At 43.5% G+C, this 23,583-nt stretch carries 17 protein-coding genes; 16 read left to right on the top strand and 1 reads right to left on the bottom strand.

Annotation, left to right across the window (positions count from 1 at the left end):
• The first annotated feature begins 25 nt into the window (after positions 1 to 25).
• The 3 genes from RCG24_RS06285 to cysI are packed head-to-tail and all read left to right on the top strand — an operon-like array spanning position 26 to position 4,402.
• Positions 26 to 787, top strand: coding sequence for a sirohydrochlorin chelatase (locus RCG24_RS06285; RefSeq protein WP_308078642.1), 762 nt, complete (start codon positions 26 to 28; stop codon positions 785 to 787).
• A 22-nt stretch (positions 788 to 809) separates the two neighbouring features.
• A complete protein-coding gene (locus RCG24_RS06280) occupies positions 810 to 2,630 on the top strand; it encodes an assimilatory sulfite reductase (NADPH) flavoprotein subunit (protein WP_374049128.1) in 1,821 nt (606 codons plus the stop codon).
• Between the two features lie 50 nt (positions 2,631 to 2,680).
• Positions 2,681 to 4,402 carry an assimilatory sulfite reductase (NADPH) hemoprotein subunit gene (cysI, locus tag RCG24_RS06275; RefSeq protein WP_308078641.1) on the top strand — a complete coding sequence of 574 codons (1,722 nt, stop codon included), beginning with the start codon at positions 2,681 to 2,683 and terminating at the stop codon, positions 4,400 to 4,402.
• 106 nt (positions 4,403 to 4,508) lie between these two features.
• On the opposite strand, the gene RCG24_RS06270 is transcribed toward cysI, so the two are convergent.
• A complete protein-coding gene (locus RCG24_RS06270) occupies positions 4,509 to 5,324 on the bottom strand; it encodes an EcsC family protein (protein ID WP_308078640.1) in 816 nt (271 codons plus the stop codon).
• A 241-nt stretch (positions 5,325 to 5,565) separates the two neighbouring features.
• On the opposite strand from RCG24_RS06270, the gene RCG24_RS06265 reads away from it, so the two are divergent.
• From RCG24_RS06265 to RCG24_RS06205, 13 genes are all read left to right on the top strand, one after another.
• Positions 5,566 to 6,762, top strand: coding sequence for a branched-chain amino acid ABC transporter substrate-binding protein (locus tag RCG24_RS06265; RefSeq protein ID WP_308078639.1), 1,197 nt, complete (start codon positions 5,566 to 5,568; stop codon positions 6,760 to 6,762).
• 77 nt (positions 6,763 to 6,839) lie between these two features.
• Complete coding sequence (locus tag RCG24_RS06260) at positions 6,840 to 7,826, top strand: branched-chain amino acid ABC transporter permease (RefSeq protein WP_202654237.1); 987 nt, start codon at positions 6,840 to 6,842, stop codon at positions 7,824 to 7,826.
• 9 nt (positions 7,827 to 7,835) lie between these two features.
• Positions 7,836 to 9,131, top strand: coding sequence for a branched-chain amino acid ABC transporter permease (locus tag RCG24_RS06255; protein ID WP_308078638.1), 1,296 nt, complete (start codon positions 7,836 to 7,838; stop codon positions 9,129 to 9,131).
• 2 nt (positions 9,132 to 9,133) lie between these two features.
• Positions 9,134 to 9,910, top strand: coding sequence for an ABC transporter ATP-binding protein (locus tag RCG24_RS06250; RefSeq protein WP_308078637.1), 777 nt, complete (start codon positions 9,134 to 9,136; stop codon positions 9,908 to 9,910).
• A gap of 110 nt (positions 9,911 to 10,020) precedes the next feature.
• A complete protein-coding gene (locus tag RCG24_RS06245; RefSeq protein ID WP_308078636.1) occupies positions 10,021 to 10,722 on the top strand; it encodes an ABC transporter ATP-binding protein in 702 nt (233 codons plus the stop codon).
• Between the two features lie 277 nt (positions 10,723 to 10,999).
• A complete protein-coding gene (locus RCG24_RS06240) occupies positions 11,000 to 12,622 on the top strand; it encodes an ABC1 kinase family protein (protein WP_308078635.1) in 1,623 nt (540 codons plus the stop codon).
• 334 nt (positions 12,623 to 12,956) lie between these two features.
• The gene (abc-f, locus tag RCG24_RS06235) at positions 12,957 to 14,585 is read left to right on the top strand and encodes a ribosomal protection-like ABC-F family protein (protein WP_308079123.1); all 1,629 of its coding nucleotides are present in this window, start codon (positions 12,957 to 12,959) and stop codon (positions 14,583 to 14,585) included.
• Positions 14,586 to 14,621: 36 nt separating this feature from the next.
• Positions 14,622 to 14,864: a hypothetical protein gene (locus RCG24_RS06230; protein WP_308078634.1), complete on the top strand. Its 243-nt coding sequence runs from the start codon at positions 14,622 to 14,624 to the stop codon at positions 14,862 to 14,864.
• A 139-nt stretch (positions 14,865 to 15,003) separates the two neighbouring features.
• On the top strand, positions 15,004 to 18,714 hold the full coding sequence (locus tag RCG24_RS06225; protein WP_308078633.1) for a sigma factor-like helix-turn-helix DNA-binding protein: 3,711 nt from the start codon (positions 15,004 to 15,006) through the stop codon (positions 18,712 to 18,714).
• On the top strand, positions 18,692 to 20,053 hold the full coding sequence (locus tag RCG24_RS06220; RefSeq protein ID WP_308078632.1) for a DEAD/DEAH box helicase family protein: 1,362 nt from the start codon (positions 18,692 to 18,694) through the stop codon (positions 20,051 to 20,053). The genes RCG24_RS06225 and RCG24_RS06220 overlap by 23 nt, the downstream gene beginning before the upstream one ends.
• A complete protein-coding gene (locus RCG24_RS06215) occupies positions 20,053 to 20,226 on the top strand; it encodes a hypothetical protein (protein ID WP_202654246.1) in 174 nt (57 codons plus the stop codon). The genes RCG24_RS06220 and RCG24_RS06215 overlap by 1 nt, the downstream gene beginning before the upstream one ends.
• Positions 20,223 to 22,250 (top strand): AAA family ATPase, encoded by a 2,028-nt coding sequence (locus tag RCG24_RS06210; protein ID WP_308078631.1) that lies wholly within the window; start codon positions 20,223 to 20,225, stop codon positions 22,248 to 22,250. Before RCG24_RS06215 ends, RCG24_RS06210 begins: the two co-directional genes overlap by 4 nt.
• Before the next feature lie 3 nt (positions 22,251 to 22,253).
• Positions 22,254 to 22,709, top strand: coding sequence for a hypothetical protein (locus RCG24_RS06205; RefSeq protein ID WP_308078630.1), 456 nt, complete (start codon positions 22,254 to 22,256; stop codon positions 22,707 to 22,709).
• Positions 22,710 to 23,583: the final 874 nt, after the last annotated feature.

Below are 23,583 nucleotides of genomic sequence, written 5' to 3'. Positions count from 1 at the left end.
TCAAGAACGGAAAGGGACTTTTTAAATGAAAGCGATTCTTTATATTGGCCATGGAACTCGCTCGAAAACAGGGGTTCAGGAAATAACAGCCTTTTTGGAAAGAGTCATCAAACGGTTGGATGCGCCAATTCAGGAAATCAGTTTCCTGGAATTGACCGAACCGTCGATAGAAGAGGGATTTAGACGATGTGTGGAAAAGGGTGCGAGTGAAATGACCGTTGTGCCGTTGTTTTTATTGGCAGCAGGTCATATTAAACAAGATATTCCGCTCGCCTTGGCATCATTATGTGAAAGGTACCCTTTTGTTCACGTCGAAGTAATGAATCCTTTTGGCATCCAGGGGAGAATTTTGGATGCTGTGGCCGAGCTAGTTCGGACGAGCGCAGGAAACTTAAGGCCGACAGACCGCTTGTTGCTGGTCGGTAGGGGCAGTAGCGACCCGGGAATTCAGGCTGATTTTTCCAAAATACGTGAAGGCCTTAGAGAGCGGCTTGGGATAAAAGCTGTTTCTGTTTGTTATTTAGCTGCCGCCCAGCCATGTCTGCAGAAAGGCCTCGATACCATTTTGGAAAAAGCCGCCGGCACTGTTATGGTTGTTCCTTATTTATTATTTCCCGGTCTCCTAAGTGCAGAGGTAAACCTTGAGGTGCAAAAACGGGTAAAACAAGGCAGACAAATCCTTGTCACAGAACCGTTGTGCCATCATCGAGTAATTGAAGATGTGGTTGTGGAACGGGCTGCTGGTTTTAGAGTGTCCCAAGCCGTCTTAAGGGAAGGAAAAAATTAGATCAAATGTGAGGTGGATTTCTTTGCAGCAACTGCAAGTATTAAACAGTCCGTTTTCTTCGGAGCAGGCAGAGCTCCTTAATCGTTTGCTGCCAACATTAACCGATTCACAAAGAATGTGGTTAAGCGGTTATTTGGCGGCGGGCATTCAGCCGGCGTTCATTCCGGGAAATTCGATGCAGGAAGCAGTCCAACCGCAGCTTGCCAAACAAGCAGCGTCAAAGGAAGTCACGATTTTGTACGGTTCACAGTCGGGAAATGCGCGCGGCCTGGCAAAAAATGTGGAAAAGGCACTCGAGGCAAACGGATTTCAAGCAGCTGTATCAGCGATGAGTGATTTTAAACCCAATCAACTAAAAAAAGTGCGAAACCTGCTCATCATTGTCAGCACGCATGGGGAAGGAGATCCGCCGGATAATGCGCTGACATTCCATGAATTGATCCATAGTAAACGAGCACCCAAACTTGCCGAACTCCACTTTTCTGTTTTGGCGCTTGGCGACAGTTCTTATGAATTTTTCTGTCAAACGGGAAAGGATTTTGACAAACGGTTAGAAGAACTGGGGGGAACCCGGCTGTATCCGCGCTTTGATTGTGATGTTGATTATGAAGAACCAGCAGCTGAATGGCTACAGGGGGTAATAGGAAGTTTAATTGAATCGTCCCAAACTCAATCTTCCAGCGTATCGCCGGCTGCCTCACAGCAGCAGGCGGAATCCGTCTATTCAAGATCCAATCCTTTTAAAGCGGAAATTTTAGAAAATATCAATCTGAATGGAAGAGGCTCCAACAAGGAAACCCGCCATTTGGAAATATCGCTGGAGGGCTCTGGATTAACCTTTGAACCAGGCGACAGTTTGGGCATTTATCCGGAAAATGATCCTGCACTTGTGGATCTGCTTCTCCATGAGCTGCCGTGGAAACCGGAAGAACCCGTGACAGTGAAGCCGGGGGATGTCCGCCCATTGGAGAATGCCTTGCTTTCATTCTATGAAATTACCATTTTAACCAAACCGCTGCTGGAAAAGATCAACAAGCTTTCAAGCAATGAGAAACTACAAAGGCTTTTGGCACCGGGTCAAGCGGAAAAAGTTAGAGAATATATAAAGGGCCGGGATTTACTAGACCTGATCCGCGATTTTGGTCCATGGGGTACCTCAGCACAAGAGTTTATTTCCGTGCTCCGAAAAATTCCGGCCCGGCTCTATTCCATTGCCAGCAGTTTAACAGCGAACCCCGATGAAGTGCATGTCACGATTGGTGCCGTGCGCTTTAAAGCAAATGGGCGCAAGCGAAACGGGGTATGTTCCATCTTTGCGGCCGAGCGTCTGCAGGCAGGGGATACGATTCCAGTTTTCATTCAGCATAATGAAAACTTTAAGCTGCCACAAAATCCGGATAGTCCGATTATCATGGTTGGTCCAGGAACTGGCGTCGCACCATTCCGGTCCTTTATGCAGGAGCGGGAAGAACTCGGTGCATACGGAAAATCCTGGCTGTTCTTTGGCGATCAGCATTTCACGACGGACTTTCTTTACCAGACGGAGTGGCAAAAATGGCTGAAACAGGGTGTCCTGACGAGGATGGATGTTGCTTTTTCAAGAGATCAGGAAGAAAAGGTGTACGTACAACATCGCATGCTCGAACATGGGAAAGAATTGTTCCAATGGCTGGAAGAAGGCGCTTATTTTTACGTTTGCGGCGCTGAGAAAAACATGGCTCACGACGTTCATCTAACATTGCTGGAGATTATTGAACAAGAAGCAGGCCTGACACGTGAGCAGGCGGAGGAATACGTAGCCAATCTGCAGCAGCAGAAACGCTATCAGCGGGATGTATATTAATAGAAAAAAAGATTTACAGTCGCAAAAATTTTGAAAGGGGTCTTTTCAACATGGTTTTAAAGCCAATTTTAGCAGCACCGGACGGTCCGCCGAGCGATGTGGAACGCATCAAGGAAGAAAGCGTTTATTTGCGCGGCACACTGAAAGAGTCGATGCAGGATCGCCTCAGTGCCGGCATCAATGAAGATGATAACCGCCTGATGAAGTTCCACGGCAGTTATCTCCAAGATAACCGCGATCTTCGAAACGAGCGGCAAAAGCAAAAACTTGAGCCTGCCTATGGCTTCATGCTGCGTGTCCGGGCTCCGGGCGGTGTCGTTACATCCGAACAATGGCTGGTTTTGGAGGATCTGGCCGAAAGATATGCCCACGGGGCATTAAAACTGACCACCCGGCAATCCTTCCAAATGCATGGAATTCTAAAATGGAATATGAAGACAACGATCCAGGAAATAAATAAAACGCTGCTTAACACGCTGGCAGCCTGCGGCGATGTCAATCGAAACGTCATGTGCAATCCTAATCCATACCAGTCGGAAATCCACTCCGCGGTATATGAATACGCCAAAACATTAAGTGAATATTTATTGCCGCAGACCAGAGCCTATCATGAAATCTGGCTGGATGAGGAAAAAGTCGCCGGCACGCCTGATGTGGAGGAGGTTGAACCGATTTACGGTCCGCTTTATTTACCTCGCAAGTTCAAGATTGGCATTGCCGTGCCGCCATCAAATGATATTGATGTTTTTTCCCAGGATCTTGGCTTCATTGCCATCGTGGAAAATGGCAAGTTGACTGGTTTCAACATTGCCATTGGCGGCGGCATGGGCTTCACATATGGTGACAAGACGACCTATCCTCAAGTGGCGAAGGTGATTGGTTTTTGCCCGCCGGAAAAAATGGTCGAGGTGGCGGAAAAGACGATTACGATTCAGCGTGATTACGGCAACCGTTCGGTTCGGAAAAACGCACGGTTTAAATATACGATTGACCGTCTAGGGCTTGATGTGGTAAAAGCCGAATTGGAAAACCGCCTCGGATGGAAGCTGGACGAAGCGAAACCATATCATTTTGAACACAATGGCGACCGGTATGGCTGGGTGGAAGGGGTTAATGGAAATTGGCATTTTACTTTATTTGTGGAAAATGGCCGCGTGAAGGATTTTGCCCATTACAAACTAAAGACCGGCCTGCGGGAAATTGCCAAGGTTCATACAGGTGACTTCCGCTTAACGGCAAATCAAAACTTGATCATTGCCAATGTCCCAAGTGAAAATAAAGAACAGATTAGCGCGCTACTGGACGAATACAGGTTAACCGATGGCCGGTATCATTCTGCATTGCGCCGCAATTCGCTGGCTTGTGTGGCATTGCCAACCTGTGGCTTGGCCATGGCGGAAAGCCAGCGCTATTTACCGAGTTTAATCGATAAGATTGAAGAAATTCTTGATGAAAATGGTCTGCGCGAAGAAGAAATCACGATTCGCATGACCGGCTGTCCAAACGGCTGTGCCCGTCCAGCTCTTGCGGAGATTGCTTTTATGGGGAAGGCTGTCGGAAAATATAATATGTATCTCGGTGGTGCGTTTGATGGCAGCCGCTTGAATAAAATGTATCGTGAAAATATCGGGGAAGCGGAAATTTTAAAGGAATTGCGGGTATTGTTGTCCCGCTACGCAAAAGAACGTCTCAATGGGGAACACTTTAGTGATTTTGTCATCCGTGCAGGAATTGTTAAAAATGTAACGGATGGAACGAATTTCCACAATTAATGGAGGTAGGTGCGGGCACCACCAGATCATTGATGTTGGGGTGCCTGTACCATAGCTCATTGGCGGATACTGAAGTTTAACTGTCAGGTATCGGCTAACCTACAACCTACACCTCACCCGGTTTTTTCATTTGCTGAAGCCGCTCCAATATCCTCCGTTTTCGATACAACATCATCCCGGTCTCAGCAACATCGGCAATCGACGATTTATTGATAATAGAGCCAAAAATCATCCCAGCAATCGGAACAAGCTGAAATAACTTTTTCCAGCCGAAATTATCGCGATAGGTTATGACAACCTCGCGCCATCCCTGCAGCTGTGAAATCATTCGTTGATTCTTTTTCTCTGAAGCAAAATCAGTTAAATCCTCTAGTATGGCTTTTTTCCCGACAACATCCGAAGAAGCAAATTGCAGGCATTTGACAATGAAGATGCGTTCCGCTTTTTCCTTCGGATCATAACCGTAGGATAAAGCGATTTCCTGTAAAACTTTAAGGGACAGGCTGAGTAGAACAGGAATATCAATGGCTAATGTGAAAATCCCGCCGAATCCGGTAGTAGCCCCTTGAACAGCGGCAAATTTTGTTCGTGAATTTTTTAGTTCTTCTGCGACTTCATCCATTTGGCTGAGTGGCAGCTGACCGACCTGTTCGAGGCTTATTATTTCGTTTTCAAGGTTGAATTTCTGAAAGACTGCTTTTTCGCTGATTAAATATTGACCGCCTGTTTGGATATAACTCCCAAGTTCATCGATGGCCATTCCAATTTTGGCTTGAATAAACTTTGGTGTCAGCTTATCGAGCAAGGCAAAGGGAAGTCGCCCAATTTTTTCCCAGAACCACAGGCCTTTTTGATCCTTTTCCCATTTTTCAATTTTCTCTAATTCCTGATTTAAAAATTCCACCGATTCTGTTGTTGGCAAAACGATTCGACTCCTTCAACATTATTTCATTATTATACGGACAATCCTTCATCTGGTTTCATATTTAGCACTAGTGTTGGTAAGATCATAACAATTCAATCAGAGATTTGTAATGGTTGCTGTCAGGCACGATTTTTTTATACAAAAAAATCGTGAAATGAATATTTTGTCCTAATTTTATTGCCTATTCAATATACATGTATTGGGACAAGGATTTTACGAGAAAAGGGGAGATGTCAAGTTGAAGTGGAAAAAGTCTTTAGCGATATTGTTATCAGGGGGCTTGGCGGCGAGTATTTTTCTAGCCGGATGCAGTAGTTCCAAGTCTGATGGAAATGAGGGAAAATCAGGCGGAAAGGTGATTAAGATTGCCACACAAACCCCGCTATCTGGTGGAAGTGCCACCATTGGGGAGGCCATTAAGCTTGGTGCACAAATGAAATTAGACGAAGAAAAACAAAAGTTTAAGGATTTGGGATTTGATTTACAGCTGGTCCCGTATGATGACCAAAGCGACCCGAAGAAAGGCGTTGCCAATGCTCAGTTAATCGGCGCCGATAAAGCGATTTTGGCGGTAGTGGGCCACTTTAACTCGGGAGTTGCCATCCCATCCTCCGAAGTTTATGAAAAATATGCGATTCCGATGGTGTCACCGGCCAACTCCGCGGTCGAAGTCACGACAAGAGGATTAAAAACCGTCAATCGGATTGTGGCCCGCGATGACTTCCAAGGCCCAGCAGGTGCTGAATTCGCCGTTAATACCTTAAAGGCAAAGAAAATCTTTATTATCCAAGATAAAACGGCCTATGGAACCGGTCTGGCGGAAGCCTTCAAGAAAGCGGCTGAATCAAAAGGTGCGGAGATTCTCGGTTTTGAAGGAATTACCGTCGGTGAAAAAGATTTCAACGGTGTGCTGAACCAGGTTGCTTCGAAAAAGCCGGATTTAGTCTATTTTGGCGGTATTTATGCCGAGGGTGGGCTGATTATTAAGCAGGCTCGAGAAAAAGGGATCAAGGTTCCAATCCTCGGCGGTGATGGAATGGATGCTTCGACACTGGTTGAAATTGCCGGCGAGGCCGTAAAGGATACGTATATTACTTCACTGGCAGGGGATTCATCGAAATCAGAGGAAGGTAAGAAGTTTATCGAAAGCTATAAGGCAAAATTCAACAAAAATACAGAATCCTATTCGGTTTATGGCTATGATACGATGGGCGTCGTCTTAAAGGGGATTGAGGACGCTATTAAAGCCAATAACAATAAAATGCCGTCGCGGGCCCAAGTAAGGGATGCCGTTCGTGGTGTGAAAGATTATCAAGGTGTCTTAACAAAGGTAAGCTTTGATGAAAATGGCGACAATAATTATGCAAAGGTATTTATTTACAGCTTTAAAGAGGCCAAATATCCAGCGGAATTAGTTGGCGAAGTGAGTAAATAAGGTGGAAAGGGTATGACGCACACTTGTGTGTGAGGTACCCTTTTCTTCTATGAAAAATGAGGACAAGGGGGTTAGCCATGCTTACTGAAATGATCCAAAATATCCCGCAGGTATTGATCGACGGTCTTACTCTGGGAGCGGTCTATGCCGTTATCGCAATCGGATACACGATGGTATATGGGATTTTGGAATTAATTAATTTTGCCCATGGGGAAATTTTTATGACGGGTGCCTTTATTGGCACAGCGATGTTAATCGTTTTGACAGGAATTGGCTGGGTCTCCTCGGTACCGACAATTATCATGCTAATTGTTGTTCTATTATTTACCGCTATTTTAACAGGCCTGTTAGGAATGGGGATTGAAAGGGTAGCATACCGGCCCTTGCGCAACATGCCGCGGTTAATTCCATTGATTACAGCGATTGGGGTTTCGTTTTTATTACAGGATATTGTCCGCTTTATTGCTGAATTGAAAAAAGGAAATTACATTGTAACTGGTCCAAGTCTTTTTAATAGTCAGCTTTCGATTAAAGCTTCATCGATTAGTTCCATTTTTACCGATGCGACGATTAAGCAATCATTTGTCATTGTTCTGATCGCTGCCGTTTTGATGATGATCGGTCTTGACTTCTTCGTTAATCGTACGAAGTGGGGAATGGCGATGCGCGCAGTTGCTCAGGATCGTGATACCGCTGCATTGATGACGATCAATGTCAATAAGGTCATTTCAATCACTTTCTTTGTTGGTTCAGCGCTTGGCGGTGCTACAGGAGTGCTGTTCGCCGTACAATACGGAACTATCGACCCCTATATTGGTTTTATTCTGGGCTTAAAAGCATTTACCGCAGCGGTTTTAGGGGGGATTGGCAATATTCGCGGTGCGATGTTCGGCGGACTCTTGCTAGGACTGCTAGAAATGTTCGCCTCGGCCAATTTAACCCTGTTATCGCATGGTGTGTTCGGAGCTGAATATAAGGATGTATTTGCGTTTATTATCTTAATTCTGGTGCTGTTATTTAAACCGGAAGGCCTATTTGGCAAACCGGTAACCGAGAAAGTGTAGGTGAGGAGAATGAAAGCTCTTTGGCAAAACTATCGAAAAAATAAACTCGCGCAGGGAATCTTCCTTCTCCTTTACATTGGAATCACGTCGCTCAGCTTATATTTGGCGCAAAAATCAGTGACAGCGTTCCTGCTGCTATTAGCCTCACTTTTACTATTATATTTTACTAGCTTTAAAAACGTTACCAAATGGCTTATTGCCGGAGTGGTGCTGGTAGTTTTACTGCCATTTACTGCAAGTAATGGGGATGGTTATCAATCCTATATGGAAGTGGCAACTTTAGTGGGTATCTACATTTCGATGGCGCTGGGACTGAATGTTGTCGTGGGAATGGCCGGCCTGCTTGATTTGGGCTTTATTGCCTTTTTTGCTGTTGGGGCCTACTCCTATGGGATTTTTGCGACCGCCCAAGCGAATCATTTCATGCCTTTTGGGCATTATCCGCTTTCAGGAGAAAGCTTTTGGATCTTTATTTTAATCGGCTGTTTTGTTGCCGCCCTGTTCGGCATCCTTCTGGGAATCCCCGTTTTAAGGGTAAAAGGCGATTATTTGGCCATCGTTACCTTGGGATTCGGGGAAATCATTCGGATCATTTTTAATAACCTGGACCGTCCGGTTAATATCACAAACGGAGCGATGGGTCTTCCTTCGGTTACCCCGCCAAGCCTGTTTGGAATCGACTTTCTTTATCCAAGTCAATTCTATTACATTGTCCTGATTATCTTAGTATTTACTATTTTCACGGTTCGCCGCTTTGAACATTCAAAAATAGGCCGATCGTGGAAAGCGGTAAGGGAAAACGAAATAGCCGCTCAAGCAATGGGCGTCCCCCTGGTGAAGACGAAATTAATGGCGTTTGCGATTGGTGCCTCCTTCTCGGGGATGATGGGTGTCGTTTTTGCGGCCAAGCAAGCATTTGTCGATCCGACAAGCTTTACCTTACTGGAGTCGATTACGATTCTGGTCATGGTCATCCTAGGCGGGATGGGCAGTGTTCCCGGAGTTATTCTTGGAGCTGCTGTAATGACGATTCTCAACCTGCAAGTATTAACGGAGATTACCAATTGGTTAAATCAGCTTAGCACGTCAGGGGCGATTTCGATTCCGGATGCGTTGTCTCCATCGAAGATGCAACGGATGATTTTTGGGCTGCTGCTAATCTTATTCGCACTTTACCGCCCGCAAGGTCTGTTGCCCGCCAAAAACCGTAAATATGACCAAAAATTATTACAAAAAGGCAGCAAGGAGGCCAACGGTGATTCGCTGCGCGAACAATCTCCAATCGAGAACGCTCAGGAGGTGTAGGGATGTCGATTTTGGAAGTGAAAAATTTAACGAAGAAATTTGGTGGTCTGGTAGCCACTCAAGATATATCCATGACCGTGGAAAAAAACTCGATTACTGCGGTCATCGGACCAAATGGTGCCGGAAAAACTACTTTTTTTAATATGATTACCGGCGTCTACCAGCCGACGTCAGGGGAAATTTTGTTGGAAAGTGAAAAATTAAACGGCTTAAAGCCGCATATCGTTTGTCGAAAAGGGATTGCTAGGACGTTTCAAAATATCCGTTTGTTTAATGAAATGACCGTGCTGGAAAACGTGATGGTTGGGATGCATACCCATTTAAAAGCCGGCCTTTTTGGAATTTTGTTCAATCTCCCGACGACCCGCAAGGAAGAACTGGATTCAGAAATCAAGGCGTATCAATTGCTGGAATATGTTGGCCTAGAGGATTTTCTAAATGAAAAGGCTTGCAATTTAAGCTACGGGGCGCAAAGAAGACTGGAGATCGCCAGGGCGCTGGCGGCCGAACCAAAGGTTTTATTATTGGATGAACCAGCAGCAGGCATGAATCCGAAGGAAACGACCGAGCTTACCCAGCTGATACGAAACATGCGGGAGGAGTTCAATTTAACGATCATTTTGATTGAGCATGATATGCGGCTCGTCATGGAAATTTCCGAACAGATTTTTGTCCTCGATCATGGGGTGAAAATTGCTGAAGGAAAGCCTGAAGAGATCCGAAATAATCCAAAAGTGATTGAGGCGTACCTCGGCTCCGGGGCTGTTCATGCCGGATAAGTTTGAAATGAAAAGGTTAGATGGATCCCTTTTTTTAAAGGAAAGAAGCTTCAGTAACCAACCAGCTTTTTGAATACTAGAGACTACTCTATATAGACAGGGGGGATTCGATGCTCCAATTAAATAAGGTTGAAACCTTTTATGGCGGGATTCAAGCATTAAAAGGAATTGATGTTTCAGTTGAAAAAGGCGAAATTGTCACCCTGATTGGCAGCAATGGCGCGGGAAAATCGACGACCTTAAAATCGATCAGCGGATTAGCGAAAGTTAAAACAGGAAACATCATGTATAATGGAACGGAAATTACCAATAAACCAGCACACGAAACAACCTTGTTGGGAATCGCCCATGTTCCGGAAGGGAGAAGGATTTTTCCTCGGTTAACCGTCAAGGAAAATCTATTAATGGGAGCGTTCTCGGTCAAAAGTAAACAAGTTATCGAGGAAAGAATGGAGCAGGCATTCCAATATTTTCCGAAGCTAAAGGACCGGCTGGACCAAAAGGGCGGCACGATGAGCGGCGGGGAGCAGCAAATGCTCGCCATCGCCAGAGCGCTGATGATGAAACCGGATTTATTGATGTTAGACGAGCCTTCCATGGGTCTGGCACCGATGGTCGTCGAGCAAATTTTTGACATCATCAAGGAATTAAATCAGAGGGGGATTACCATCCTGCTCGTGGAACAAAACGCTTACCAAGCTCTGCAAATCGCTAACCGCGGCTATGTCATTCAAACAGGAGAAATCAAACTCAAAGGAAACGGCCATGATCTCTTGACGAATGAAGAAGTACGCGAAGCCTACCTTGCATAATGAAGTTTCTTACGGTGCCTGATATCCCGAATGTGCGATGGGCTGCCGGCATTTTTGACTCAGAAAAGACAACTCCGATCAGTCTCACATACGCAGAAAAGCGGGTGCTGTACACTAAAAATCAATACGCAACAGAGTAATTAAACATTGTCTTCGCCCTAAAGGCTCGCCAAACGGCGAGTTTTCTATTTGTTAGAAGGATTTGCTGATATCGTTATGGAATTAATAGATAACTGCGGATAAGCGTTGCAATTAGTATAAGGTGAGGACATTTCAAATGAACAGAAAAAATAAGCTTTTACGAATGTATAAAGTGCTTTCTATGGCTTTCATGATCTTCCTGCAAATCTATTGGTATAAAGTGAGAAGAAAATCCGAAGCTGACTGGGAAAAGCTTTGGGGACAAATAGGCGAACGGTTTCGTAAAACGTTGTTTGAATTAGAAGGTTTGTTAATCAAAATTGGCCAAATCCTTAGTACCCGTGCCGATTTGCTGCCAGCGGCCTTTATTCGCCAAATTGAAGATTTGACTGATAAGGTACCTCCTTCCGACTGGAGCCAAATTCATGAAATTTTTCAAAGGGAGTGGGGAGATTCTTATCAGCAAAACTTCCTTTCGATAGAAAAAAAGGCCGTTGCCTCCGCCTCCATTGGAGAAGTATATAAAGGGGTACTGAAAGATGGATCAGAAGTTGCGATTAAGGTAAAACGACCCCAGATTAATTCGATTGTCCAAACGGATTTCCGAATATTAAAGATAATAGTTTGGTTTGCTGATCATTTGGTACCGATGCCAAAGGGATTTATTAATTTCAGAGTTTTATATAATGAGCTAAAACAAGTCATAGAACGGGAACTTGACTATAAAAAGGAACATGATACGATCCTTTATTTCAAGGATCGGTTTAAAACGATTGATTTTGTGAAGATTCCTTCAGTTATTTCTGAACATAGTACAGCGAATGTGCTGGTAATGGAATGGGTGGAAGGGGTACGAGTTACCGAGCTTGAAGCGATTGACCGATTAGGCGTCAATCGGCAGGAGCTGGCTCAACGTCTGCTAAAAACTTTTATTCCACAATGGCTTGAACCCGGTATGTTTCATGCCGATCCCCATTCGGGAAATTTATTGGTATCCAAGGAAGGGAAAATTATCCTGCTTGATTTTGGGATGATTGGAGAAATTACTAAAAAAGATTCGACTCATTTTCAGGCATTAATTGAAAGTTTCCTATCTAAAAATTATTCTAAAGCGGTTGATTGTTTGATTCATTTAGGGTTTTTGCTTCCCGAAGCGGATCCTGGAACAATCGAGCCGCTGCTGGCCGAATTGATCACCTTCCAGCCGGCTCAATTAAAAGAAATGGATCTCATCGCCTTAAAGATGGAAATGAATGATATGATTAAAGCATTGCCGATCCAGGTTCCAACAAGATTTATTTTTTTAGGCCGTTCTTTCGTAGCAATTGAAGGAATCATTAGCCATCTGGCCCCAGACGAAAACCTGTTAGAAATTGGTAAACCAGTATTCATGGAATGGATAAAGAAACAAGGAAATAGCGGCTGGTCGTTTATTTGGAATTGGCTTCAATCACAGCCAGTCTTTCGGCTTTTCCATACTGTCAGTGAATTCTTACATGCTCCTCAAAAATTCGAACGAATCAAGGAGATTGAACAAAGAAGACTCTTTCAGTTTACTATATATGAAAATTATAAAAAGCAATTATTTCTCTTAACTCTTTTTGGATTGGCAGGAATAGGAGTCGGTCTCCATTCCGCAAATCCTTTCATTTGGCAAATATCAGCCGGTATTACTGTCATCGCCATTACCAGTTACTTAATCTGTAATCACCAATTAAAAAAATGGTTGAAGTTTATGCATGAGAAGCGGCGGAAATAAAAGTGGTGTTGGGCACCTCGGTTTATTTCAAGTTGGATAAACGATGAACCTGGCAAAATGGACTGTTTATTTTTATGGTAAAATGTTATAATAATCTCAACTTAAACAGAAGGGAATGTGGGTGGACAGTGAGAAACTAATCTTATTTTTTCCGTCACTGCGTATAGGACGATGATTAAAAAATAGGATTAGTCTGCCCAATTTTTATATATTTGGCAAAGGTCTGTTTACAGCAGGCTTTTTGATGCACGATTTTTTACAGACTAATCCTTCCAAATATTTGGGAGGATTTTTTGTGTTTATATTTATGTCCTCCCGGAAAGCGGGGATTTGCATGAGAGAGTGGCTCAATATACAAAATTTGAAATTTACCATTGAAAGCACAGCCCTTTTTGAGGCTGCGGCTTTACACATCAAAAGTAATGAAGTAATTGGGGTGATCGGGAAAAATGGCGCCGGGAAATCAACCCTTTTACAAATCATTGCAGGGGGGCTGATCCCTGAATCTGGTTCTCTGGAGTGGAAACAAGACTTGCAGGTAGAGTATGTCTTGCAGGAGCAGACTGATTTTATAAATACAAACATTACCCAGTATGAAAAAGAATTATTGACTAAGCTTTCTGTACCAAATACGGAATATAAATTTTTAAGCGGTGGTGAAAAGCTAAAGGCCCGACTGGCCAAAGGTTTTTCTGTAGATACGGATATTTTGCTCCTGGATGAGCCAACTAACCACTTAGACGAGGCAGCGATGTCTCAATTAATTAATCTCATCGAGAAATATAACGGAACCGTCATCATGGCTTCCCATGATCGTTACTTTTTAGACCAAGCAGCTACAAAGATTTGGTCCATTGAAGATCAAAAGATCATCGAGTTTGCGGGGAATTATTCTGCCTATAAGGCGTTCCGTCATGAACAGCGTCAGGCACAGCAGCATGCCTATGACCTTCAGCAAAAGCGGATAAAACAAGTGGAGCACCAGATCCACAACCTTTCCTCCTGGTCCGAAAAGGCCCATCAGCAATCAACGAAGCAAGAAGGGTTTAAAGAATACTTCCGCGTAAAGGCAAAAAAGCTGGATGCCCAAGTGAAATCAAAACGAAAACGGTTGGAAAAGGAACTTGAGAAAGCCAAGGTGGAGCAGTTAACCCCTGAATATACGGTTCAATTTTCATTGCCTCCCAATCCCAAAAAGGGAAAGCGCCTGCTCGAAGTCAAGGATTTGCGAAAAGGTTTCGGTACGGAGCTGCTGTTTGAACGGGTAAATTTAACGATTCAATCAGGGGAGAAGATTGCCTTAACAGGACCGAATGGCAGCGGTAAAACCACGCTGCTGAATATTTTAATGGGTAAAGAGCATGCTGAAGGATCCATTTGGGTGTCCCCGACTGCCAAAATTGGCTATTTAACTCAAGAAGTATTTGACCTGCCGCTGGAGCAAACACCGGAACAATTTTTCTATCAGGAAACGTTTGCCGGGCGGGGAAAAGTGCAAAATATCATGAAACATCTGGGTTTCACCGCAACCCAATGGACGCAGCCGATCAAAAATATGAGCATGGGCGAACGGGTCAAATGCAAGCTGATGCAATATATTCTCGAGGCCAAGGATCTATTAATCCTGGATGAGCCAACCAACCATTTAGACTTACCATCACGGGAGCAGCTGGAGCAAACACTTTCTGAGTATGACGGTACAGTCCTGGTCGTATCCCATGACCGCTATTTTTTAGAAAAAATAACAGACAAAAAATGGATCATTGAAAATAAACAAGTGAGGACACCTATTATCGAAAATGCCGCTGCTGACGATGCTGCCATTCGTCGAATGCAGCTGGAAAACGAACAACAGGAGATCCTGGGCAAACTAAGCCTGTTAACAGCAAAAGACGAAACCTATGCCAAGCTGGATCAACGGTTTAATGAAATTATCCAAGAACTCCGGGAATTGAATTCTTAAAATTTGTCTGATGTTGAACCAAAGGAGAATCATTTAATGAAAGATTTCCATTGTTGTGCAACCTGCCGTCACTTTAAGCCCGAAAAAACTCCAAAAGGAATGAAATATGTTTGCGGCCGGCTCGGTTATGAAACCAAAACGAACTATCAATTTAACTGCTGGAGTCCGAAGGAGCATGTCATCAAACTAATGAACAAAGAAACAGACCCCAAAACGAATTGGAGGTACATCCAAAGTCTGAGCTTTTCTTCAACTAATTATCGAGGAGAAACGGCATGAAAAACAGCTTTCATGCCGTTTTTTCGTAAGGCATATCGAAATGAAATTTTAGCCTTTACCTCTATACCTCGACCATCGAAATATATTATTGTATTATATTAATATAGTAAATTTGTAAATAGGTTTATGGAGGGCAACTATGACAGACTATTTCCAACTTCCTCCCGTTATCAAGTCATTGAATCAAATGGGAAAAGGGGACTTGAAGAACTATTTAATGAGATTGGAAAAATTAAATGATTCTCAGTTCTCCCTCGATAGCTTAAGAGCTATATATGTAAAGGATAAACCCACCTTTTTTACCATCATTGACGAATTAGCATTAAGGGGCTTTTATTTTTCGACTGAAAAAACGAATAATATCATTCCCTCCGGTGCTGTTTCGTTTGAAAACTATATCATTGCACCGGAAGATCTTGGCCGTTATCGGAATTTGAACTTACAAAAACTAGGAATGACAGGATTCCTCCATCGTTTTCATGTTCAAGGAGATACCTTTTTTCATCTAATCCCGTTAGCTGGGTTTAGACGAATCAACAATAGTGTTGAGATTTCACTGCTTCGGGAGGAACTTGAGCAGGCTGGATTTACGATCGCTCACTGGGCCGAGGAGAAGGCAGAAGAAAATAACAAACCCACCGGCAGCATGAATGAATTAACAGAAGCCCATTCCAAAAACGAGGAAGACCATTTGATTGAAATCGTTTTTGCTGACCACAAATACCGGACGTTTCGGGAGTTTTGCCAAAAGAACGGCATTCAGACAATTGACGAAATTACCGATAAGCATTTCGAAGAATATTGGTATTATCCGGGAGTTGGAGGTACTAAACTTGAAGCGGTGAAAAGCAGGGTGAAGTATTTCCAAAACAAAAAAAGCTCTGATATCGGCGTTCAAGTCAGTCCAAACACTGCGGAATCAGGAAAAGTCGCGATTCATGAGGTTTTTCCAGAAGGGATCTTCCGTACTTTTCGTGACTTCTGCAAAAAAAATAAAATTAATTCGATTCACGAGTTGACAAGTTTACATTATTTAAACTATAGCAGAACCAATGGTGTTGGCATCGGCAAAGTCGAAGCGGTGAAAAAGCGGGTTGCAGAATATCTGCCTGAATTGAAAACACAGAACGCCGCTGCCAATGACAACGAAAAGCTGCTTTTAGTAGAGGAAGTTTTTTCAGAAAACCTTTTTCGTTCGTTTCTTAAATATTGCAAAATGAAAAAAATCGAAACTGTTTTCGCGCTGACGGAAAAAGACTTAGAGCAGTATGGTGAAATGCGAGGAGTAGGCGTTGCCAAGGTAGAAGCGGTCAAACAACGCTTAAATAAAGTGATTGGCCTGCCCACAGCGCCGTTAAAAATTAATTCGGCTGCGGCCTCCATTGATATCAGCACCTTTTTTATCGAGAATAAATATAAATCATTTCGCAATTTCTGCGCGGAGCAGGGGATCCAAACCGTTGGCGAAATCCAGACCCACCATCTTGAAGTTTTCAAATCTCTTGAAGGGGTTGGAAAGAAACGATATGAAGAGGTAAAAACCGCCCTCAGTCATTATATCGACTCAGCTGACTCGCAGCCTAAATATTTCGAATCAGGTGCTATATATGAACTGATCATGGATCTGCCAGTCAGTGAAGTACTGAGCTTTTTTGGTTACCAATCCAATACCAATCCCCAGTTGAACATGAAGGAAATCGAAGGAAAAGATATTGCCCAATTGAAGGATGAAGTCGAGCCGCATCTTTTATTTGATATGTCACTCAGACTGAAAAATATTGTTCATCCGAAAGATGTTGCCGCTAATATCAAAGCGATGCTGACAGAAAGAGATTTTGATATAGTCCTGCACCGTTATCAAAACTTGGAAACGCTTGAGGAAATCGGGACTCATGTTGGTGTCACCCGCGAGAGAATAAGGCAGATCCTGAAAAAACAAGTGAGAAAAATCTCGGGCTATTTGGGCAGAAACCAGTTTTCAACGGTGATCGGCTTAGTTTCCAAGTCGAAATCATTTGTAACAAAGCAGGAACTATTAGATATCATTGGCGCGGAAAATGGTTTCTTGGTCAATTTAATCAAACAGGAACAGCTGCAATTTCAGATTTACAATAATCTCGACGTCTTTTTCTTTGAGGGTAATGGAAAAATTGACTTTAAAGCTGTGGATGATTTCATGAATGAATTACCGGAAATATTCCATTTCTACGAGCATCAGCCATCTTTCGAGGAATTGCTGGAGTCGATTGGCATTGAAGAACCAACTTCTGAACTCATTCAAGCGATGATAGAGGCTGGCGGATATGTTAGATTCGGCGAAGTCTATTCCCGTCATAAGTTATCGATGAACGAAGTGTTTACGTACCTATTCAAGCATTATATTCATGGAGCACTAAGGATTGATGAAGAAGGGGTCGAGATCCTCGAAAATCTGGCGAAGCGCCATCTTGATTTTGAGTTTGGCAGCTCAGTCCGGGCAATCGATGCGAGAATTCGCGATGCCGAGAACGTGCTGCTTGTTGACCGCTCTACCTTCCAGTATTTTGATAGTAAAAATTTTGACACGTCCTTGATTTCGGAGATCGAGGAATATTTAAATGAAGGATTCAGCCTTAAGGATGTCATTAATGTCCAGGAAGTATACGAGACATTCCAGCCTAAGCTCGAAAGATTAGGAATTGGAACAAAATTACATCTGTATTCCTTAATCCGCTACTATCTGGATGATAAGTATACGATTGGCCAAGGCAATACGCTAAACATTTTCAAGAATGAAGCATCGAAACAGAGCATTGAAGACCGGCTCGTTGCCTATATGAAAAGCCATAACGGCATTTGTACCAGAGAGGAGCTATTAGAGGTCATCAAACCACAGTATAAAGTCGATCTGGCGATTTCCGCTTCTTTTCAAATTCTTGCTTGGGGCAACAATCAAGCGATTTTATTTGAAAAATTAAAGTTCCGTAACGACGAAAAACGATTATTGGTCAATTATTTCGATCAAGCGTTTAAGAACGGCTTTTCGACGGCAGGGTTTATGTTTAAGGAAATGATGTTTGACCAGAAACTATCGGCGATTTTGCGTGATAAAGGCATTGATGAAGTGAATAAACTCGCGTCAATTATCAAATTCTTTAAACCGAATGTCAAAGGCCATTCCAATTTCTTGTATCTTGACGGTTACGAGTTTGATAGCTTTGAAAAAGTCATTGCCGCCCATTTTACCGGCGAGACATCCAGACAGGAAATCCGCGATTTTGCCTTTGAATATGGCTACAAAGAAATGATGGTTTCTACTTTTCTGAAACGGCTCCTGGATCAGGGAGTGTTCCTTGAAATCGATTTTGACCAGCTGTATCCGGCGGCGATGCTGGAAATCGATGAAGCAACACTTGCGGAAATTAAGGCGTATGTCGACAAAGAAATCGGTACGCAAGCCTACCTATCACTCAGCACTCTAAAAGGATACCGGCGCAAGTTGCCATATATCGGGCATCATTGGAACCCTTATCTGCTAAAGAGTGTGCTGCAGCGCTGCGGCTACCGCCAGGTGAAAAAGCTCTTTACTGATTATCGCTATGACATGATCATTATTGTCAGGGATGACAGTCCAATTGAAACGTTGGAAGATTTAATTGTCTATGTTTTGGAAAACGAATATCAAGGCAATATGCATGAAATTTCCATCTATGATTATCTGATGGAAAAAGGGATTGTCCGGAAGCAGGACCATATGTACAAAAAAGTGTTACCGTATGAAATTAAGCAAAGTGAGAAACTGCAGTTTGATGAAATCGGCTATGTTTCTTTAAGGCAGGAGATGGCAAATGGCGCAACAGCAAGAAATTAAACCGCGGCCCTACCAGGAAGCGGCGATAGCTGCGGTGAAACAGAACAATTGGTCGGGCATCCTGGAAATGGCAACCGGCACCGGAAAAACAATTACAAGCCTAATGATCGCTAATGAGTTTTACCGGGAAAAGGGGCGGATCTTTCTGACGATCATCGTGCCGTTTACCCATCTCGTCGAGCAATGGGAAGAGAGCTGCCGCAAATTAGGCTTTACCAGCTTTACGCTTTGTTTCGGAAACAAACAGTCATGGACGGGAAAGCTACAGACCGATGTACGCGATTTTAACCTTGGGATTATCTATAAGCATGTGGTGATTACAACCTATCGCTCGGCTGCTGCGGAAGAATTCAACCTGTTAATCGAAAAAATCAAAGGAAAAAGCTTCCTGATTGCCGATGAATGCCATTATTTTGGAATTTCCAGCCTGCGCGGCCACCGGCTTGGTGGAATGGAAGCGAAACTAGGCTTATCAGCGACCCCGGACCGCTGGTGGGATGAAGAAGGGACCAAGTTCATCACGGAATTCTTTGGTGAGACCGTATATGAATATGACATGAAAACGGCGATTCAAACGGGGGCGCTCACAGAATACACCTATCATCCGTTTATTATTAACTTAACCGATGATGAGCTGGAGCGCTATGAACGATTGACCAAAAGGCTGATCCATCTTTACGGTTCCGATCACCCAGACCCGGAGGAAATCAGGGAGTTGAACCGCAAACGGGCCCTGATTTTAAGCAAAGCAGAAAATAAGAAAGCACTGCTTTATTCGATTTTTCGCGAACAGGTACGTGAGGACGTGTCCCATACACTTGTCTACTGTGCGCCGGGGGAAGTCGACGAAATCACGAAAAATCTCGCAAGCCTCGGCTACCGGGTTCATCGCTTTGATTCCAAGGTTAACCTGGCGGACAGAATGCAGCTTTTAAAATCGTTCGCTGACGGCGCGATTCAAATTCTCGTGGCGATTAAATGTTTGGATGAAGGCGTTGATGTACCGAGCACGAAAACCGCCTATTTTCTCGCCAGCACCTCTAACCCAAGGGAATTTGTCCAGCGGCGCGGGCGGATTTTACGAACCTATCCAGGAAAAAATATCGCCGAAATCTATGATTTTATCGTCCTGCCATCTGAGGCGGGAGATCAGTTATATAAATCGATTGCTTCAAAGGAGCTTCCCCGATTTGCCGAGTTTTCCCGGTTTGCGATCAATAACTTTAACGCTAGGGAAATTGTCGGCAAATACCTGCGATCCTATTCCTTGGAGTATCTAATGGATAAGCTTCCATGGGAAGTCTACTACGAATTTAAAGAAAATTTGGGGGCTATTTAATGAACATTCATAAGGATTTAGAGAAAAAAATCAACGAGTTTCCAGGAGATCTATCCTATATTGCTAGATTGCTTTTAAAAGAGCTGGAGGCTGGCAAGCGTTCCAATGCGGCCATTGAAGAAATGATCCGAGAGGAAATCCGCGAGCTAGTGTTGGAGGAGGAAGATAAATGAAGCTGATCGAAATCACCTTACAAAACTTCCGCCAATTTTATGGAGTACAGAAAATCGAGTTTGCCAGCGGCAATGAAAATATCACGATCATTTTTGGGGAAAACGGCAAAGGGAAAACCGGGATTTTTCGAGCCTTAATGTTTGGCTTGTATGGGAGCACCCATATCCAGCAGGATAACCCGAAGGAGAAGATTCACCTCGTCAACTTCCTAGCGCTGGAAGAAAACCCGAATATGCCGGTTGATACCTCGGTACAGCTGATGTTCGAACACCGCGGCCAAAAATACGTGATTAAACGATTGGCCCGGGGCTACAAAACTGGTGACGTCATCACCGAAAAAATCATTGGTGCCGAATTAACGGTTATTGATGATAACGGAAACTATTCGGCTGAACCGATTACCGATGAGACAGAGATCAAAACGATCATCAACAACATTTTGGATGAAAGCATCAAGGACTTCTTCCTGTTCGATGCCGAAAAAATTGAAACGCTCGCGAAAACAGACGCCAAGGTGAAAGAGGAAGTGAAAAACGGAATTGTCAAGCTGCTGCAAATTGACAAACTCGAAGCAGCGATTAATCTATTGAAAAAGCTGTACATGGCTGAAAAAAGGCGCGTTCTCTCCTCTTCAAAAAACCTTGATTTAACGAACAAACAAAATGAGATCGACGCGCTTACCGATGAAATCGTCGGCATGCAGGAGCGCGTTCAGCTAAAAGAGGATAACAAAACTTCCTGCGCGATTGAGATTGAACGGATCGAAAACCAGCTGGCTGAAAACGAAGGGGTCAAACGGATCCAAGAAAAACTGCGTGTCGAAAAAGAAAAGAAGGCCCTGCATGTCCGTCTGGCCAAGGATAAAAAGAACGAAATAAAAGGCGAACTTGTTAACAACGCCTTTCATTTACTGATGAAGGATACGTATGTCTCGACGAAAAATTATCTTGATCAAATCCTCGTCGACCAAAAGGACCTGGTGCCGATTGAGGTGATTGAAAAATCATTGAACGACATGGTCTGTGCCTGCTGTGGAAATGATTTGCATGTGCACAAGGAAAACCTGCATCAGCTGGAATTATTGAAAAACAATTTCAAACGATCGGAATTAACACCATTAATTTCGCAAATTGCCTCGAGCATTCATGATTTTTCACTCGAAGAAGAAACAATCATGAAGTCGATCGACTGCAAGTTGCGTGATTTTAGAGAAATCAAAGATGAAATGGAAGGCATTAACCGCGAGATTGATAAATACAGCGGCGAAATTCAACAGAAGGCCCAGGAACAGGAGAACTTACGCCAGCTTGAAGTCACTTTGAATGAGAAAAAGGCCTATCTGAAGGCGCTAGAGGATGAACTTCGCGACCTCCAATTCCGGATTGGCGAAAACGAGAAGAAGAAGGAAGCATTGGAGAAAGATTTCAGCCGGATGCTGCGGGAGAATGAAAGCCTGCGAATCGATTCGAAAATCCTCCAATATATTGAAACCCTTAAGGACCATTTCGAACGGGTCTTTAAAGAATACAGCGATGAAATGCGCCAGAAATTAACAAAGGAAACGACCGAGATCTTTAAGGTGCTGATTGACCGCAAAGACAAGGAACTGGTGAAAAACGTTAATATCAATGAAAAATATGAGATTGATATTTTAAACTGGGACAATATTCACATCACCCAGGATGTTTCCCAAGGACAGCGCCAAGTGGTCGCCTTATCGTTTATTGCGTCGCTGGCAAAAGTGGCTGCGGGCGGCTCAAGCGATATTGATTTCCCATTATTCATGGACACTCCGTTTGGCCGCATCAGCGGAAACAACCGCGATCATTTGATCGACAACATTCCAAATCTAACTTCACAGTGGGTCCTACTGTTAACCGATACCGAGCTCTCCAGAACGGAAGAAATCCGCTTCAAGAGCACCGGTAAACTCGGCAAATGGTACAAGCTGGAACAAATCAAACCAGGACATTCGGAAATTGTACCGCTGGCAATCACTGAAACAATGGCAACGAGGGGGTAAACCATGGACTTTCTAGCTGGACAAGCCTTGCTCTACACGAGCAAAAAATACGAAGAAATCTATTTTCACTTAAATCAAAAATACGAAATCAAATACCAGGACTTATTTTTATTATGTGCCACTCTGGGCTTTAAAAAGAACCGCAAACGGAGTCTCGGCGAGCGCGGCCGGGAGCTCAGGACGAACTACCTGAACACTCGGCAAAAGGCCACGGTCTATTCGATCATTTTAAGTGATGAAGAACTGGGCAGAAATATTGAGGCATTTGATGAAGATGATGAGTTTCCGAAGAAAGCAAGAAAGCGTCTTGAAGAGTACGCTGAGGGCGGTATGGAGATTCTCGTCGAGGAAGTATTCGGCCACCGCTGGGACGGCCACAAGCTCGATGAAACCTATACGGAATATGAAGTGGATTTATTAAGCTATGTATATGCGGATTCTTGTGAGGTACCATTTTAAAAACAATCATAACCATCTTTCAATGGGTGGTTATGATTTGATCTTACAATAAAAAATACCTACTTTTAGGGCGGTTCATCCTTTGCCTGCTGTTTTTCCCTTCATCCCTCTGATGAAGGACAGAATGATCCTTTTTCCATGTTGATTTGTCCTTCATAAACACTATGAAGGACAGTTTGGCTGATTTTGCATGTTGATTTGTCCTTCATAAACACTATGAAGGACAGTTAGGCTGATTTTGCATGTTGATTTGTCCTTCATCACACTTATGAAGGACAGTTAGGCTGATTTTGCATGTTGATTTGTCCTTCATCACACTTATGAAGGACAGTTTGGCAATTTTCTCATGCTGTTTTGTCCTTCATCACACTTATGAAGGACAGTTAGGCAGATATCGCATGTTGATTTGTCCTTCATCACACTTATGAAGGACAGTTAGGCAGATATCGCATGCTGATTTGTCCTTCATCACACTTATGAAGGACAGTTAGGCTGATTTTGCATGTTGATTTGTCCTTCATCACACTTATGAAGGACAGTTAGGCTGATTTTGCATGTTGATTTGTCCTTCATCACACTTATGAAGGACAGTTAGGCAGATATCGCATGCTGATTTGTCCTTCATCACACTTATGAAGGACAGTTAGGCTGATTTTGCATGTTGATTTGTCCTTCATAAACACTATGAAGGACAGTTTGGCAATTTTCTCATGCTGTTTTGTCCTTCATCACCTCCATGAGGGAACAAACCGCCCTATTTTCCAAGTCCAGATTACAAGCCAATTCGCATAGCAAACCCCAACAACGTTGGCAACTGTCAAATTGCGGTACTCCAATCGTTCAATGTTGAATCAAATTCAGGGTGGGGAACAAA

This window comes from Neobacillus sp. OS1-32 (assembly GCF_030915425.1).
Lineage (GTDB): Bacteria > Bacillota > Bacilli > Bacillales > Cytobacillaceae > Neobacillus > Neobacillus paridis.
The sequence above is the reverse complement of the archived record's forward strand: the minus strand, read 5'-3'. Positions and strand labels throughout refer to the sequence as shown.